General features: G+C 46.1%; 11 protein-coding genes. 8 read left to right on the plus strand and 3 right to left on the minus strand.

All coding sequences use genetic code 11. The features are described 5' to 3' along the window. Positions 1 to 152, plus strand: a 152-nt coding sequence (locus tag ACYVGO_RS37325) for a M12 family metallopeptidase (RefSeq protein WP_460974026.1), incomplete at its 5' end; no start/stop codon positions are given. A 101-nt stretch (positions 153 to 253) separates the two neighbouring features. Here the strand turns inward: ACYVGO_RS37325 and ACYVGO_RS37330 are convergent. Next, positions 254 to 3454: an SdrD B-like domain-containing protein gene (locus tag ACYVGO_RS37330; RefSeq protein ID WP_460973894.1), complete on the minus strand. Its 3201-nt coding sequence runs from the start codon at positions 3452 to 3454 to the stop codon at positions 254 to 256. Between the two features lie 288 nt (positions 3455 to 3742). On the opposite strand from ACYVGO_RS37330, the gene priA reads away from it, so the two are divergent. The 4 genes from priA to pyk all read left to right on the plus strand — a co-directional run bounded on the left by priA (position 3743) and on the right by pyk (position 8478). Further along, positions 3743 to 6268, plus strand: a complete 2526-nt coding sequence (gene priA / locus ACYVGO_RS37335; protein ID WP_460973895.1) for a replication restart helicase PriA — start codon at positions 3743 to 3745, stop codon at positions 6266 to 6268. 35 nt (positions 6269 to 6303) lie between these two features. Further along, complete coding sequence (locus ACYVGO_RS37340) at positions 6304 to 6534, plus strand: DUF2281 domain-containing protein (RefSeq protein ID WP_142775586.1); 231 nt, start codon at positions 6304 to 6306, stop codon at positions 6532 to 6534. After that, positions 6534 to 6755, plus strand: coding sequence for a type II toxin-antitoxin system VapC family toxin (locus ACYVGO_RS37345; protein WP_460973896.1), 222 nt, complete (start codon positions 6534 to 6536; stop codon positions 6753 to 6755). The genes ACYVGO_RS37340 and ACYVGO_RS37345 overlap by 1 nt, the downstream gene beginning before the upstream one ends. Positions 6756 to 7041: 286 nt before the next feature. Continuing rightward, entirely contained in the window at positions 7042 to 8478 is a 1437-nt protein-coding gene (gene pyk / locus ACYVGO_RS37350; protein ID WP_460973897.1) for a pyruvate kinase, read from the plus strand. An 89-nt stretch (positions 8479 to 8567) separates the two neighbouring features. On the opposite strand, the gene ACYVGO_RS37355 is transcribed toward pyk, so the two are convergent. Beyond that, complete coding sequence (locus ACYVGO_RS37355) at positions 8568 to 9668, minus strand: zinc-binding metallopeptidase family protein (RefSeq protein WP_460973898.1); 1101 nt, start codon at positions 9666 to 9668, stop codon at positions 8568 to 8570. Positions 9669 to 10100: 432 nt separating this feature from the next. Between ACYVGO_RS37355 and ACYVGO_RS37360 the strand changes: the two genes are divergently transcribed. The 3 genes from ACYVGO_RS37360 to ACYVGO_RS37370 all read left to right on the plus strand — a co-directional run bounded on the left by ACYVGO_RS37360 (position 10101) and on the right by ACYVGO_RS37370 (position 13868). After that, on the plus strand, positions 10101 to 10304 hold the full coding sequence (locus ACYVGO_RS37360) for a transglutaminase family protein (protein ID WP_460974027.1): 204 nt from the start codon (positions 10101 to 10103) through the stop codon (positions 10302 to 10304). 152 nt (positions 10305 to 10456) lie between these two features. Beyond that, a complete protein-coding gene (locus ACYVGO_RS37365; protein WP_142775591.1) occupies positions 10457 to 13015 on the plus strand; it encodes a circularly permuted type 2 ATP-grasp protein in 2559 nt (852 codons plus the stop codon). After that, complete coding sequence (locus tag ACYVGO_RS37370; protein ID WP_142775592.1) at positions 13005 to 13868, plus strand: transglutaminase family protein; 864 nt, start codon at positions 13005 to 13007, stop codon at positions 13866 to 13868. The genes ACYVGO_RS37365 and ACYVGO_RS37370 overlap by 11 nt, the downstream gene beginning before the upstream one ends. Positions 13869 to 13983: 115 nt before the next feature. On the opposite strand, the gene ACYVGO_RS37375 is transcribed toward ACYVGO_RS37370, so the two are convergent. Continuing rightward, positions 13984 to 14505, minus strand: coding sequence for a DUF5606 family protein (locus tag ACYVGO_RS37375; RefSeq protein WP_460973899.1), 522 nt, complete (start codon positions 14503 to 14505; stop codon positions 13984 to 13986). Positions 14506 to 14518 lie beyond the last annotated feature (13 nt).

The raw sequence follows: 14518 nt of genomic DNA on the forward strand, positions 1-14518 counted from the left end.
TGGATTTTGGGTCGGTCATGCTGTATGGTTCGTATGATTTCTCTAAAAATGGCCTGCCTACGATGACCAAAAAAGACGGCACCACCTTTGTAGGGCAGCGCACTGGTCTATCTGCAACGGATATCGCCACCGTTTCCTCTATGTACCCATAAGGGTATCCTACCACCAGCGTCCCATTTTCCGTTAAACAAGAATGGGGACATGTAGTATGCCCCCATTCTTGTTTAACAACTGACTCAGCTAAGTTAACAAGCTATTTAATTCGCTTAATGGCGATAGGCACACAAACAGGGACGTGATTCAAACAGGGATCATCACTCTCACTTGGCAACAAATCAACCGTCAGCGATATTTTGCAACCTTTTACTCCCGTTGCGGTAACCGTGTATTCGCCTGGAGTACTGACAACAGGTTCGGCCTCTGTACTGGTGAACCCGTTAGGCCCTGTCCAGAGTAAGGTAGCACCCGGTGCCTCGGCATAGAGGGTTGCCGTACAATTAACACAGGGTAGTGCAGCACCAAACGCCTGTAAGTCAGGCAAGGTTGTATCGGCAGTTACGCTGGCAGTAGCCAGTGTGAATGTGCCTGGGCAATCTGGATTGCCGATCGTTAGTGTATAAGTACCGGCAACGGATACGATTGGGTTTTGCTGCGAACTGGTAAAGCTGGCCGGGCCAGTCCAGGAATAGGTTGCCTTAAGTGCTGGGGAACCATCTCCATAAAGCGCCTGTCCAGTCAGCGTAACCTCCTTCACGGTACAGTTCAGCTCTCCACCGGCAGCCGTAACCGATAACGATGGAGTAACTCGAATGACCGTTTCACTGGATTGACGACAGGCCAGATTTTCGGGAGTTGGGTAAATAATCGCGTAAACGTATTGGTCCTTGATAGTTGGCAGGTTATTGTTTGTATCAATTGTTGGCTTGTATATGACAGCTCGGTTGTTAGCATCGGGCTTAACGGTACCCAGCACAACACCCCCACTTCCATACATGGCTGTACCCGATTGAGGAGTGCTAAACACAACGAACCGAACCGAATCGACACGGCTTAAATACGTACCATCAGCCGCAATCGAGTCTATGGCAATACCGGCACATACAGCAATCGTATCTTTTTCGGCAACCAGTTCTGGACAGGAATAAATGGATAAATCATTCGTAAAGTCATTTTGTCCTGCATCAAGTGATGTAACGGCAATCACGGCTGATCCACCAACGAGTTTGGCATCGGAGTCGCGCAGGTCAGGATCGGTAAAGTTAGAGCGATTAGCCGGAGAGAGCGTATAATACCGTTGTGGAATGGCTGCTCCCTGGCGAGCGCCCCGTGCAGCAACCCGGCCACTGGCTGGTGCTTTTCCACCTACTGGTTTCGTGCCCCCCAGCGTTATATCCAACGCGGGCAACTGGAGTGTATCCATCCGAACTTCGTACTTATGGTTGTACAGAAGCCCTCCCGGTACGGTTGTGTTGTTAAAGTAAAACTGGCCACCATCGTGGGTTGTTTGTGCCCCAATCTGAATACCGCCATTTTCCATGTCATGCAGTGTCAGTACAATACCATCAACACCTGGCTCGTACGCATCCTGAATACCATCCCGGTTATCATCAAACCAAACACGGTTCCCAATTTCAACCGTTGCCGGATCGCAAAGGGCTTTGTTATCGCCAAGGCCCGATGCTTTACCGAAGGAACCAGGTGCAACACTGTACAGAACATAATTACGGTTATTGACACCGGTTTTCGTATTGAATACTTTTAGGCCACCTGCCTGATACACATTCTCAATGGGATCGAAAGCCGATGTGATCACTTCGCTGTAGCCTGGAATAAAGGATAAGGCGCCATTCGTTACCTCAGCATGCCCTACGTGGTCAATAAAAAACCAGCTATCCTTAGCAAAAAACTCACCTCCTCCGGGCCCTTCGTTATCACCGACTCCACTACCTGTATAGGTACCGGACTTCCCATTCGATTCCAGAACAAAGGCCCCATTGGTCCTAGAAGCCCGTAATAAGTCGCCCCCCGTGAATCCATCATACAAGCCGTTTCCGTTAGGATCATGATTAGCTACGCCAGCCATGTGGCCGAAACGATCCAGAAATCCGATCAGCATAGAGCCATCATCATCAAATTCCAGATCCGTCACAAGGGGTTGAGGATACATCACAAACGTAGGATTGTTTCCTAAACCACAGGGTGCAGGCCAAACGTCCGTCCAGGGTAGCCAGTGATCGTATTTAGCACAACTATTTTCAGGATGAAGCGGGTCCGTAGTCACATCAGTTGGGCCACGCCGGTAATCAAGCGGGAACGACAGCACTTCCGTAAACACCAGTGTAGCAGCCGTTGGGTCAACCTGATAAATAGTAGCTTTCAAATCACTTTGCAGTTGCGATGTTTCGGCAGAACAAACCACCCCAATGTAAATTTTACCATGATGCACTTTAAGTGCCCACGGACGAAAATCACTGTTTGAACAACCCGGGTTTGGAATATCCCACGATTTCACGGCGGTAGCCGACGTTGGGACAACCGCTGGGGAATCAACGAACAGGCTATACAGCTTACGGTCTTTGAGATTGATAAAATACAGCGTTCTATCGTCTTCTGATATATCCATGCCGCCAAAGCTCGTCCGCCCCGCAGCGTTCATCGAGCTGGGGTCGGTGCTGGCCTGGGTTTTATCACCAAATAAATTGGCCAGTGGGTTACTATGCGGATCATCCCCCACATCGATTCCCAAAGCGCTAACCGACATAAATGTTGCGGTTGTACCCGACACCATGTCGGTTATATAAATCCCACCTGGGCCACCGGGACCGAAACTCATATGCCGTTTAACAACGGCTGCACTAAAGAGTTTTTTAGCTCGTCGCTGGTAAGCAAGCGCCCATATGGCACCCACTTCGCCAGCTGTTGCCAGCTCGCTGGGCGGAAAATTACCCGATCCAGCCACGCCGGATGCGTTGTACGGAAAGCTAACCAGAGCAGGTGAATGAGCGGCTAGCTTGTCATCCGGTACGGGATTTCCATCTTTATCTACCGACAGCTGTGTGTTTCCATTGACATAGCAAGGGGTAACCAGATTGATTCCAATTCGCTGGCAATAGTCTGAAGGGTAGTTTATACCAAGATTGGCATTGTCGATGGGCGCTTTTACAAATTGCACACTTGTTCCACTCCCTGTTCCGTAAGGACCATTGTAGTCGCCGGTTGAGAAACCCTCAAACTCAACGCGTACAGTTTTACCGGCGGGTACATCTGCACTACTAAATGAATAACTACCATCGGCAGCCGTTGTGGTTGAAATCGGCGTTTTACTCAAATCAACAAAAGCCAAAACGGTTACTCCCCCTACCCCTACTTCAATAGGTAGTGTGTCGGAGCGAATACCATTCAAGTCGAAGTCGCGAAAAACAACGCCTTTTACCTGTGCACTAGAAGTTGACATACAGGCGAAAATTACCAAAAAAGTAACCAGCCAATTCCTGTATGGGTCTGCTGTGGATACATAGACTTGTTTCATAGATTGAGAATTATTTTGTTGGAAAAAGGAATGTACTGAGCACTACCGAATAAATAAACTACTAATACTCATTAGGATACATAAAAAAACATTAACTTTTTTACTATTTTTTTATGTTCACAAAAGCAAAGAGACAAGCATCGCTTAGACAAAAGCCTTGCCAGATGGCGGGAGCTTTTATGCGTATATTTACTGTCCATACCCGTCAGAATTGTGAAAAACCAACCCGACACGTTGTTTTCATCCTTGGAGAGTGAAGAAATAACTTTCTTCGCCGACTTAATTTTACCAATTCCGGTACCAAAATTGTTCACTTACCGGGTGCCCCGTGGGATGGCCGACATACTCAAAATTGGTGCCAGAGTGATTGTCCCATTTGGCAAAAAGAATAGCCGGGTACTTACAGCCGTTGTAGCCAAGCTACATAATTCACCACCAACGGCTTATCAGGCGCGTTATATCAGTGAAGTACTGGACGAGTACCCCCTGGTTACGGGCTACCAACTGGAGCTATTTCGGTGGATGGCAGAGTATTATATGTGTTGCATAGGCGACGTTATGAACGTAGCGTTACCCTCTGGACTGAAGATTTCGAGCCAGTCTAAAGTGCAATTCAACCCTGATTTTGACTACCCTGAGTTACTCACCGAATTTGAGGGTATCTTACTGGCTGAGCTCAAAAAACACCCTGCTCTTTCCTACGAAGAACTTGGTCGGCTGGCAGGCGAAGGAACCAATGTGCCTGCGCTCATCAAGTCGTTGGTGGGTAAGAAAGCGGTTATAGTTTTTGAAGAAGTTCGGGAGAAATACATCCCGAAAATGATTCGTAAGGTTCGGCTGCATCCCAATTATGAAGAGCGGGAACAGCTGCTGGTCTTGCTGCAGCGACTCGAAAAACTACCGAAACAGCAGGAAGTGGTCATGCGCTACCTGAGCCATGTACCCATGCAGCGGAACCCGGAACTCAACCAGAAAGGGTTAGACAAGACGATCCTGAATCAGGACGACGAGCTTTCGCAGTCCTCCCTAACGACCCTCATTAAAAATCAGGTATTCGAAGCCTTCGAGGTTATCCAGCCTCGCTTCTCGGATAATGCCGCCCCGCAGGCGGAGATAAAACTAACGGATGCCCAGCAGGCGGCTTCGTCGCAGATCATGGCCCAGTTCGAAAGCCAGAACATTGTGTTGCTACATGGCATAACCGGGAGCGGCAAGACCGAAGTGTACATTGAACTTATTCAGCAAGCCCTTGGGAGTGGGTCGCAGGTACTATACTTATTACCAGAGATTGCGCTAACGACCCAGATTGTGGTGCGTCTGCAACGGGTTTTTGGGGATAAAATGGGCATTTACCACTCTAAATTTTCGGATAATGAACGGGTGGAAGTCTGGAAAGGTGTGGTGTCGGGGCAGTACCAGTTTGTGGTCGGTGTGCGTTCAGCGGTATTTCTGCCCTTCGATAATCTGGGCCTGATTATCGTTGATGAAGAACACGAAACCAGCTATAAACAACATGACCCGGCCCCGCGCTACCACGCCCGAGATGTAGCCATGATGCTGGCCCACTGGCAACAAGCCAAAGTATTGCTGGGGTCAGCCACGCCCTCGCTCGAAACCTATTTCCAGGCCAAACAGGGTCGTTATGGATTGGTAGAACTGTTTCAGCGATTTGGCGATGCCACATTACCCAATATTCTGCTGGTGAATCTCCAAAAGGAAAAAAAGCAGAAGACGATGAAGAATGAATTTTCGTCGGCTTTGCATGATGCGCTTGAAGCGAACATCGAGCGTAAAGAGCAAAGCATTCTGTTTCAGAACCGCAGGGGTTATTCGCCCTACATGCAGTGCGAAGATTGCGACTGGACAGCCGAATGCCCCAACTGTGCCGTTAGCCTGACCTATCACCAGCGCGACGCCGAACTTCGCTGCCACTATTGCGGCCATAAAGAACTAGTGCCCCGTACCTGCCCCACCTGTGGTTCTACGAAAGTACGTACCATTGGATTTGGTACCGAAAAACTGGAAGACCAGTTGCAGATTTTCTTCCCGGAATCGAAGGTATTGCGGATGGATTTAGACACCACCCGCGCTAAAAATGCCTATCAGCAAATCATCCAGGAATTTGAAACGGGTCAGGTCGACATTCTGGTTGGTACCCAGATGATTACGAAAGGACTAGACTTCGACAATGTTAGTCTGGTTGGTATTTTCGATGCGGATCGACTCATTCACTTTCCCGATTTTCGGGCTACGGAACGGGCTTTCCAGATGATTACGCAGGTAAGTGGCCGGGCAGGTCGGCGGGCTGGAAAGCAGGGTACCGTGCTCATCCAAACGAGTAATCCCGAACAGCCAATTCTGCAAAAAGTAATTCAGAACGACTACAAAGGATTATACGAAGAAGAGATTCAGGAGCGACGTGATTTCAACTACCCGCCTTTCTGTCGGCTGATAAAACTGACCGTTCGGCATACCGACAAAATCACCAGTCACCGGGCCGCCGAACGTCTTGCCGCCGAGTTGACCGATGCTCTGGGCAGCAGCCGGATTTTAGGACCCGAGGAGCCTTTAGTTGAGCGGATTCGGAATCAGTTTCTGTTCGATATTCTCATCAAACTCGAACGCGACAAAGTGAATGTAAAGGCCGTAAAATCCTACATTCAGGATCGCATCAACGACATCCTGACCGACAAGGGATTACGGCAGGTAAGCGTAGTGGCCGATGTGGATTGTTTGTAAGTATTTTACGTTATTGCTAAAAAACGCCTACAACTATGCTGGCAACGGTAACTGGAACCTATACAAACGGGCAGATTATTCTGGATGAAGAACTGCCCGTAAAAAGTAATAATGCCAAGGTGATTGTGACGGTTGTGGAAGATGCCGTCGAAAACCAGGAAAAGCCCAAACGCCAGTTTGGACGTTTAAAAGGTACTTTCACTCACCCATATTGGTCATCAAAGGAATTTAACGACCCACTTGATGACCTGAAAGATTATATGTAATGAAGATTTTACTGGATACGCAGGCATTAATTTGGTCCCTTAATGATTCTGATAAACTCACAAAGACAGCACGAACGTTTATTCAGGAAGCAGATACAGTTTATGTAAGTCCTATTAACTTTTATGAGATCGCGATAAAAACTGCCTTGGGGAGAGATCCTGGTATAAAATGGCCGATTTATGACATTATACAGGAAGCCTTACTATCCGATTTTATATAGTTACCCCTATCGGCCAATCATATTGAAGCCTATACACAACTCCCTTTCTACGAAAATCATCGCGATCCTTTTGACCGGATTATTCTGGCCACAGCCCTTGCCGATGATCTGACAATTGTCTCCTCCGACCACAATTTCCCCCTCTACACCGACCTTGTTACTACCATCTGGTAAGGACAATCGTGTAAGGTTTCCGGTAAAATTTCCATTAATACGACTGTTTATAAGCCCATCCGGTTATTTTTGCACCGGCTACTGGCCGATTTTGCCCAATTTTTCCCGTCCCATGTCAAAGAAAACCAAGATTGTAGCCACCGTAGGCCCGGCTTCCGATACGAAAGAACAATTGTTGGCATTAGCCAAAGCTGGGGTTAATGTGTTCCGGCTGAATTTCTCGCACGGCACGCACGAAGATCACCTGATGCGCCTTACCCGCATCCGCGAACTGAATGTAGAATACAACCTTAATCTCTGCGTATTGCAGGATTTACAAGGCCCCAAAATCCGTATCGGCAACGTCGAACATAAAGACGGCGTCATGATTGTACCGGGTCAGGAGCTTGTCTTCACCAACGACGATATTATTGGTACCGCCCAGCGAGTGAGCACACCCTACAAAGACATGTACCGGGATGTACACCCAGGCGAACGCATCCTGATGGATGATGGAAAACTGGAAGTTAAGGTTCTCCGAACAGAAGGTACTGATGTTGTTACAGAAGTTGTGTATGGCGGTTCGATGAAGTCGAAAAAAGGCGTAAACCTGCCGAACACAAAGGTATCGATGCCGGCTGTGACGGAAAAAGACTGGGCTGACCTCGAATTTGGTCTTGAACACGATGCCGAATGGATTGCGCTCTCATTCGTACGGGAAGCTTCTGAAATCATCGAAATTAAAGAGTACATCAAATCAAAAGGGAAAAAGAGTCGCGTAATTGCGAAGATCGAAAAACCCGAAGCGATTCAGAATATCGACGAAATCATTGCCGCTACAGACGGCCTGATGGTGGCTCGGGGTGACCTCGGCGTTGAATTACCTGCCGAAGAGGTACCGATGATTCAGAAAATGCTGGTTGAAAAGTGTAACAAAGCGGGTAAGCCCGTTATTGTGGCGACGCAAATGCTCGAAAGCATGATTGATGCACCACGCCCAACCCGCGCCGAGATCAATGATATTGCAAACTCCGTAATGGATGGTGCCGATGCCGTAATGCTCAGCGCCGAAACGGCCTCGGGCAAATACCCGATCCTGGCCGTTGAAGCAATGGCTAATACCATTAAACAGGTTGAAGCCACTACCGACAAAATTTATTACCGGTACCATGCGTATGTCAACGAGCACCCAACGGAGAATGTGCTGAACGATAACGTCGTGATGAGCGCTTGCCGATTAGCCCGCGATACACAGGCGAAAGCCATTATTGGAATAACCAACTCCGGTTATACGGCCGTACGGCTTTCGCACCACCGCCCAAAAGCTGATTTATACGTTTTCTCGAAAGATGCACAGCTTCGTAATACCTTAGGCTTGTACTGGGGTGTTCAAGTGCTTCCGTACGAACCCGATCTGAGCCTGACCGTTGATCAGACAGTTGAGGGTATCAAACAAACTCTCATCGGGCAAGGAAAACTGGTATCGGGCGATATCTTCGTAAATACGTTGAGTATGCCCTTAACCCAGTCTCGCCGTACTAATACCGTGAAGTTGAGCACGGTAGATTAACTAAGCTAACTACGAGAATTTTAGAAGGGGCGTTCGATACGCCATATCTCCAAAATATGGCGTATCGAACGCCCCTTCTAAAATTCTTATTAAGCAAAAACAGCCTGTCTCCGTGAGCTATTCTTCAGCAGGCGTCCCTGCTGAACCAGTTTATGAATAAATCGCATCTTCTGAACGACAGCCCGCGTAAATACTTCAGGAACTGCATCCAGCAAGCCCAGCGTGCGATTCATTTCATTGAGTTTAATTCCTAGCTCTTCATACTTAATAAGCAGGTTCTCAAATAGAGTGCCCTGGAAATCAACAGCCTCTTCGGCCTCCAGCAGCAGGTGGACGCTTTCGGCCGTATCCAGAATCGTGATCATTTCGAGATAGGCACGGAATGTTTCCGCAAAATCCTCCCAGGGATGCATACTGGCATACGCACTGATGTAGTGTTGTTGCCAGTTGCGTTGGGCACCATATTGATAATAGCGATACATGGCATCCGAGTAGTTGATACCGGAATGATCGCCAAATACGGCTTTACAGTCATCCTCACAGGTATTCTGGACCAGCAATTGCCAGTAATAATGGCCAATTTCATGATGAAAATGCCCGATTAAGGTACGGCGCGATTCTCCAAAATCCACCCGCAGCTTTTCCCGCTCTACAGGATCGGCTTCTTCGATATTGATTGTTATTGCACCCCCGGAATGGCCTGTAATTACCTTTTCTGCAACAACTGCATCCGTTCCTGCCTGAGTTAACTGGACCACATTACCCTTAAAATCGAACGTTAACGGCAAAGGAAAACCATCATATACTGAACCGTACGGAAGACCCAGCAAATCCAGTGTATAAATCAGTCGGCGTTTAGCCGCTTCGAGACTAGCCCACTTTCCCTGATTACCAGGCACCGTCATATCGGGAACAATCCGATTCAAACTACAGCATTTACAGTAGGCGCTCGCTTCCTGCCAGATCGTTTTTACTTCCACAAAACGATTACAAACCTGATAATCACGGCAATTAGAGCATTTTGTTACATGAGACTGACAATAATTACAACAATATGTGTAATCATCTACAGCATCAAGCGAACGAATTCCTTCGCATGCCTGGCACCAACCAACTTCTCTATGACAAACAACACAGGAGGTGTTTTCGAAGTGTAAGGTGTTTCCACACTGGCATGGATACATTCTCATTAGTACAAAAAGTTCTTATAACGTAAGTATAGGCTCAATGCCCTTTTCAATAACTACGCATCAATCAAGTTGTTAGGTAGGTCGATCTGTTTATTCGCTCAATTTTCAGCTTTTTACTATAAGCACATAGCAAGTGGCGGGCGCGTATATAGCGGATTTTGCCTATTTTATTCGTATCAATGCTCTCCCTGTTTGCTATGGTTTTTAACCGAGTTATAAGAGTCTCATAGTTCTTTTGTTCTACTTACAGAAACGAGTAACTCTCTATTTTTAAGTGATCTTTACCAATAGCCTAATTGGCAAAAATTGCACTATCCCAAAGAATGTTTTACCTCATTCAATAAAAACAAGTAAAAAAGTTGGCAAAGCCTAATAAGACAATAATTTTACCTGTACTAACAGCAACTCATCTCACGTACTGCTACAATTCGTATCTCCATGCCTATTAAAGTTGCATTCTCTCGTAAAACGACCTATAATCTTCTGGGCGGATGTACGTATTTTAGATCGTACTCCAGCGAGCGTAATTTTGATACCTACCCGATCAATAGCACCGAAGCTGAGTTAAGCAGAATTAGTCGTTTTGTGATTTTGGACATACCTCATCGCCAAAGGAGGAGATTCTGGTTACGGTGAAGTCCACCCCGAGTATTTACCGATCTGTAACGCAAGAAAGACCTACGGATGGATACGCCCGTAGAGTTAGTGGATCAGGAGTATACACACATGCTTGATTTACATTAGTTCTGGCGTTCCAAATAAATGTACCCGTTGTTTTTACTAAGATTATGGTTTCAGAATCTGCTAGCAGCCTACTTGATTTATACAGGAGTAAACTGAATTCGTATGATGAAGTTGTAGCGTCTAATGGTGAGCTAAAACCCCATTGGAAAAAACTATTTTCTTCATTAGAAAAAATCGGGAATGGAGAACTCCAAAATCGCGCCCAGGAAATAAAGAATAAAATTCGCGAGAACGGGGTCACGTATAACATTTACCAGGCCACGGGCGGTTTGAATACCCCCTGGAAATTAGATCTGATTCCTTTTTTAATCGAGCAAAACGAATGGCAGGCTATCTCAAAAGGATTACAACAGCGTGCTACATTGCTCGATCTATTGCTCCGGGATATCTACGGAGAACGTACACTCATTAAACAGGGGATTCTGCCTGCCGAGTTAGTGTATAACAATACAGGCTTTTTCCGTCCGTGTCAGGATATAAAATTGCCAACCCAGAACCAATTGGTGATGTATGCCGCCGATATGGCCCGAGGACCAGATGGCAGAATGTGGGTTGTCGATAACCGGACACAGGCTCCGTCAGGGTCAGGCTATGCCCTGGAGAATCGGGTGATACTCACCAAAATAATGCCGGAGCTTGCCAAGGACATGTATGTGAGCCGGTTATCTCCTTTTTTCACCCAGGCTCAGCAATCTATCTTTAAAGTATTCAGAGAGAAATCCGATTTTTTAAACGTTGTTTACTTAACCCCTGGCCCTAATAACGAAACCTACTTTGAGCAGGCCTATTTAGCCTCCTATCTGGGCTATACATTGGTTCAGGGCGACGATTTAATTGTGAAGAACGGCTTTGTCTGGATTAAAGCCATCGACGGGTTGCAGCGGGTCGATATTATTATCCGGCGGGTGGATGACGAATGGTGTGATCCGCTTGAATTGCGGCTGGATTCAAAATTAGGCGTTCCGGGCTTATTGCAGGTGATTCGAAACGGGAACGTCATGGTAATTAACCCACCTGGTAGCAGCGCTGTTGAAAACACGGCGTTCAATGCGTTCTTACCTTCCTTGTGTCGCTATTTTTTACGTGAAGAATTAATCCTGCCTTCTGTAGCCACCTGGTGGTGCGGGCAACCCAGAGAACTACAGAATACGCTGGATAATCTGGATCGACTGATCATTAAAAAGGCAAATAGGAAACAGGTTTTCCGTTCGGTGTATGGAAAACAGCTATCGAAGGACCAACTACAACAGTTACGGGCACAAATACTGCAAAATCCAACAGACTATGTAGCGCAGGAAGAGGTCAGTTTTTCAACCACACCCGCCTTCGTCGACAATCGTATTGAACCTCGGTACGCGGCCATTCGCGCCTTTTTAACGGCTACGCCCAATGGCTATCAGGTCATGGATGGCGGATTAACACGGAGTTCGGCCCAGAAAGATAAGTTCACGTTTTCTAACCAGTACGGCAGTATTTCGAAAGATACATGGATTGTATCCGATGAAGCCGAAGTAATACGGGAACGCATTAAGCTGCCGGGCATTTCGTATCAGCAATCGCAGACGTCGTTACCAAGCCGTAGTGCCGAAAATATGTATTGGGCAGCTCGATACAGTGAGCGAAGCATGACAGCGACTACTTTTTTAATGATTACGATGAACGCCTTAAATTTTCAGCGAAACTTTGGTAGCCAGAATAAAACACAGCACATAGACATCCTCCTGAAAACCGTATCGAATTTAATAAAAATTGAGCCTGGCTTTTCGGACGAACATAAAGAAGACTTTAAAAATCCCTATCCAATCATGGCGGATAGTATTGGTAATGCAGCAAAAACCGGAACAATTACGTCATCCATTCAATCCTTTTTGCGAGCCATGATCGCCGTTCGGGAACGCTGGAATAATGTAACCTGGCGAACGATTGATGTCATTGAGAATATTAATGAAAAACTCCAGCAAATTCGATCCGACCAAAACCCAAATGACATTCACAATATATTGACTAGCTTACAAAATAATCTATTTAAATTCTATGGCATAGTCAGCGAAGCTATTCCTCGCAATAACGGTTATTATTTATTTGAAGCGGGTAAATTAGTAGAGCGAATTTTATCGAAAATTATCATCATTAAGTCCATTTTCAGCATTAAGACCGAGCCGTTTATAGAAAATGAATTGATGGAAGTCGTATTAATGAACCATTTTGCACTATCGCATTATCGGGCAACGTATAAAACAAACTTCGAAATGGAGTATGTGCTGGATATGATCCTGTTAGACAAGCAAATACCAGCTTCGCTGGCCTATTTATTAGACTCACTCGACCATAATCTAAGCCTGTTACCTCAATCGTCTGTACGATTGAGTAAATCCAGAAAAGCTATTCTAGAAGCATCTACCCAAATAAAACTTATTGATGTATCTGAGATTTCGGTGGTAGAGACAAAATCTCAGGCGTATAAAAAGTTAGATGGTATTTTATCCAATGTATACGAGTTAATTTTATCGGTATCAGATTACACCACAAGTCAGTACTTCAATCATACAGCTCCTCAGCATTCGATTACAGAAACAATTATTGACATTGAAAATGAATTATAGGCTAATTCATAAAACCCAGTACAATTACAGTGAAAACGTGAATAACTATCATGGTTTAGCCTGTATAATGCCCCAAAATTCAGCACGGCAAATTTGTCGTGACTTTTCGCTGCTTATTTCACCTACACCCGATGACATTTATTTGCGTACGGATTATTTTGGCAATACCCTTCACTATTTTTCAATTTACAAACCACATAATAAACTTACTATACTAGCCAAAAGCGTTGTTGAAACTCGCTCATCAACCATTACCGACTTTTTTATCACCTCAAAAGAAGCTAAAGAAAAAATCAGGACAGATAATGCCCTAAAAGGTATGCTCCTAGATTACATGCTTCCGAGCCCATTTGTTCAGTGGGATGATGAAATAAGCCGTTTCGGGGCCGACTGTTTCAGTGATAATCAGTCTTTTTATCAAAGTACCCGCTTGTTGTGCCGTAAAATTTATTCAGAGTTTACCTACGTATCGGGTTCCACCACCATTCATACACCACTCAAAACGGTATTACGCGAGAAAAAAGGAGTTTGTCAGGATTTTTCACACTTGGCTATTGCCTGTTTGCGGAGTATGGGGTTTGCGGCTCGCTATATCAGTGGCTACCTCGAAACACAACCTTTACCAGGTACAACTAAACTACAGGGCTCCGACGCTACGCACGCCTGGGTATCGGTTTATGTTCCTGACATTGGCTGGTGTGATTTCGACCCAACCAACGATTTAATTCCGCAGGAGCGCCATATTACCACCGCCTGGGGACGCGATTTCGGGGATGTATCGCCCCTAAAAGGAATCATTTTCAGTACGGGCAAACATGCTTTTCAGGTAGCAGTCGATGTAGTACCGATCTGAGAGAGCACACTAAAAAGCCGCGAAACCAATGGTCATCGCGGCTTTTCTGTTCTCACTGAAAATGAAGAACTGTAATATGCTATTAACTACTAAAGCCTGCACAGCAAGCAATTGTTTACGCTTTTTCTGCTTTTTGCTTCTTAGGAGCTTCAGAAACGGGCGCTTCGGCTACTTCAGTAACTTCTGGTGTTGCGGCCACCTCTGGCGTTTCTCCCTTTGTTTCCTCAGCCGTTACCTCAAATACTTCCGGGGCATACTGGCGCAGGATACCATACCAGCTAATTAGTTTTTTAATGTCGGTAGTCCGCACCCGATCACGATCGTACGTTGGTACTACTGATGCCATAAAATCAGCTAACTGATCCGTTGATCCTTTCGAATCAATGGGCAGTGTATCGCCGTATTTTTCATTAATTGCCAGTAATACAGCGCTGAGCGAAGTGGACTGCTCTTCACTGTCATCATCGACGTAGATGGAAATATCGTTCAGTACCGATACACGAGCCGTTGGCCCCATCATCGTTTTGGCTTTTTTGTCGTCTAACGATTCGACAATAACGCCCGCCCGACCCGGTTTCACAATTCGGTAAAGGCCGCTGTATCCAGCCACATTGGCAATCTGTTTTAATGCTTCCATAGAGAGACTTTGT

It is taken from the genome of Spirosoma migulaei, from assembly GCF_054776855.1.

What these genes read in the sequence shown, in the direction of transcription:
- ACYVGO_RS37330 (WP_460973894.1), bottom strand. Translation starts at nt 3,454, where the DNA reads ATGTCAACTTCTAGTGCACAGGTAAAAGGCGTTGTTTTTCGCGACTTC.
- ACYVGO_RS37340 (WP_142775586.1), top strand. Translation starts at nt 6,304, where the DNA reads ATGCTGGCAACGGTAACTGGAACCTATACAAACGGGCAGATTATTCTG.
- ACYVGO_RS37345 (WP_460973896.1), top strand. Translation starts at nt 6,534, where the DNA reads ATGAAGATTTTACTGGATACGCAGGCATTAATTTGGTCCCTTAATGAT.
- pyk (WP_460973897.1), top strand. Translation starts at nt 7,042, where the DNA reads ATGTCAAAGAAAACCAAGATTGTAGCCACCGTAGGCCCGGCTTCCGAT.
- ACYVGO_RS37355 (WP_460973898.1), bottom strand. Translation starts at nt 9,668, where the DNA reads ATGAGAATGTATCCATGCCAGTGTGGAAACACCTTACACTTCGAAAAC.
- ACYVGO_RS37365 (WP_142775591.1), top strand. Translation starts at nt 10,457, where the DNA reads ATGGTTTCAGAATCTGCTAGCAGCCTACTTGATTTATACAGGAGTAAA.
- ACYVGO_RS37370 (WP_142775592.1), top strand. Translation starts at nt 13,005, where the DNA reads ATGAATTATAGGCTAATTCATAAAACCCAGTACAATTACAGTGAAAAC.
- ACYVGO_RS37375 (WP_460973899.1), bottom strand. Translation starts at nt 14,505, where the DNA reads ATGGAAGCATTAAAACAGATTGCCAATGTGGCTGGATACAGCGGCCTT.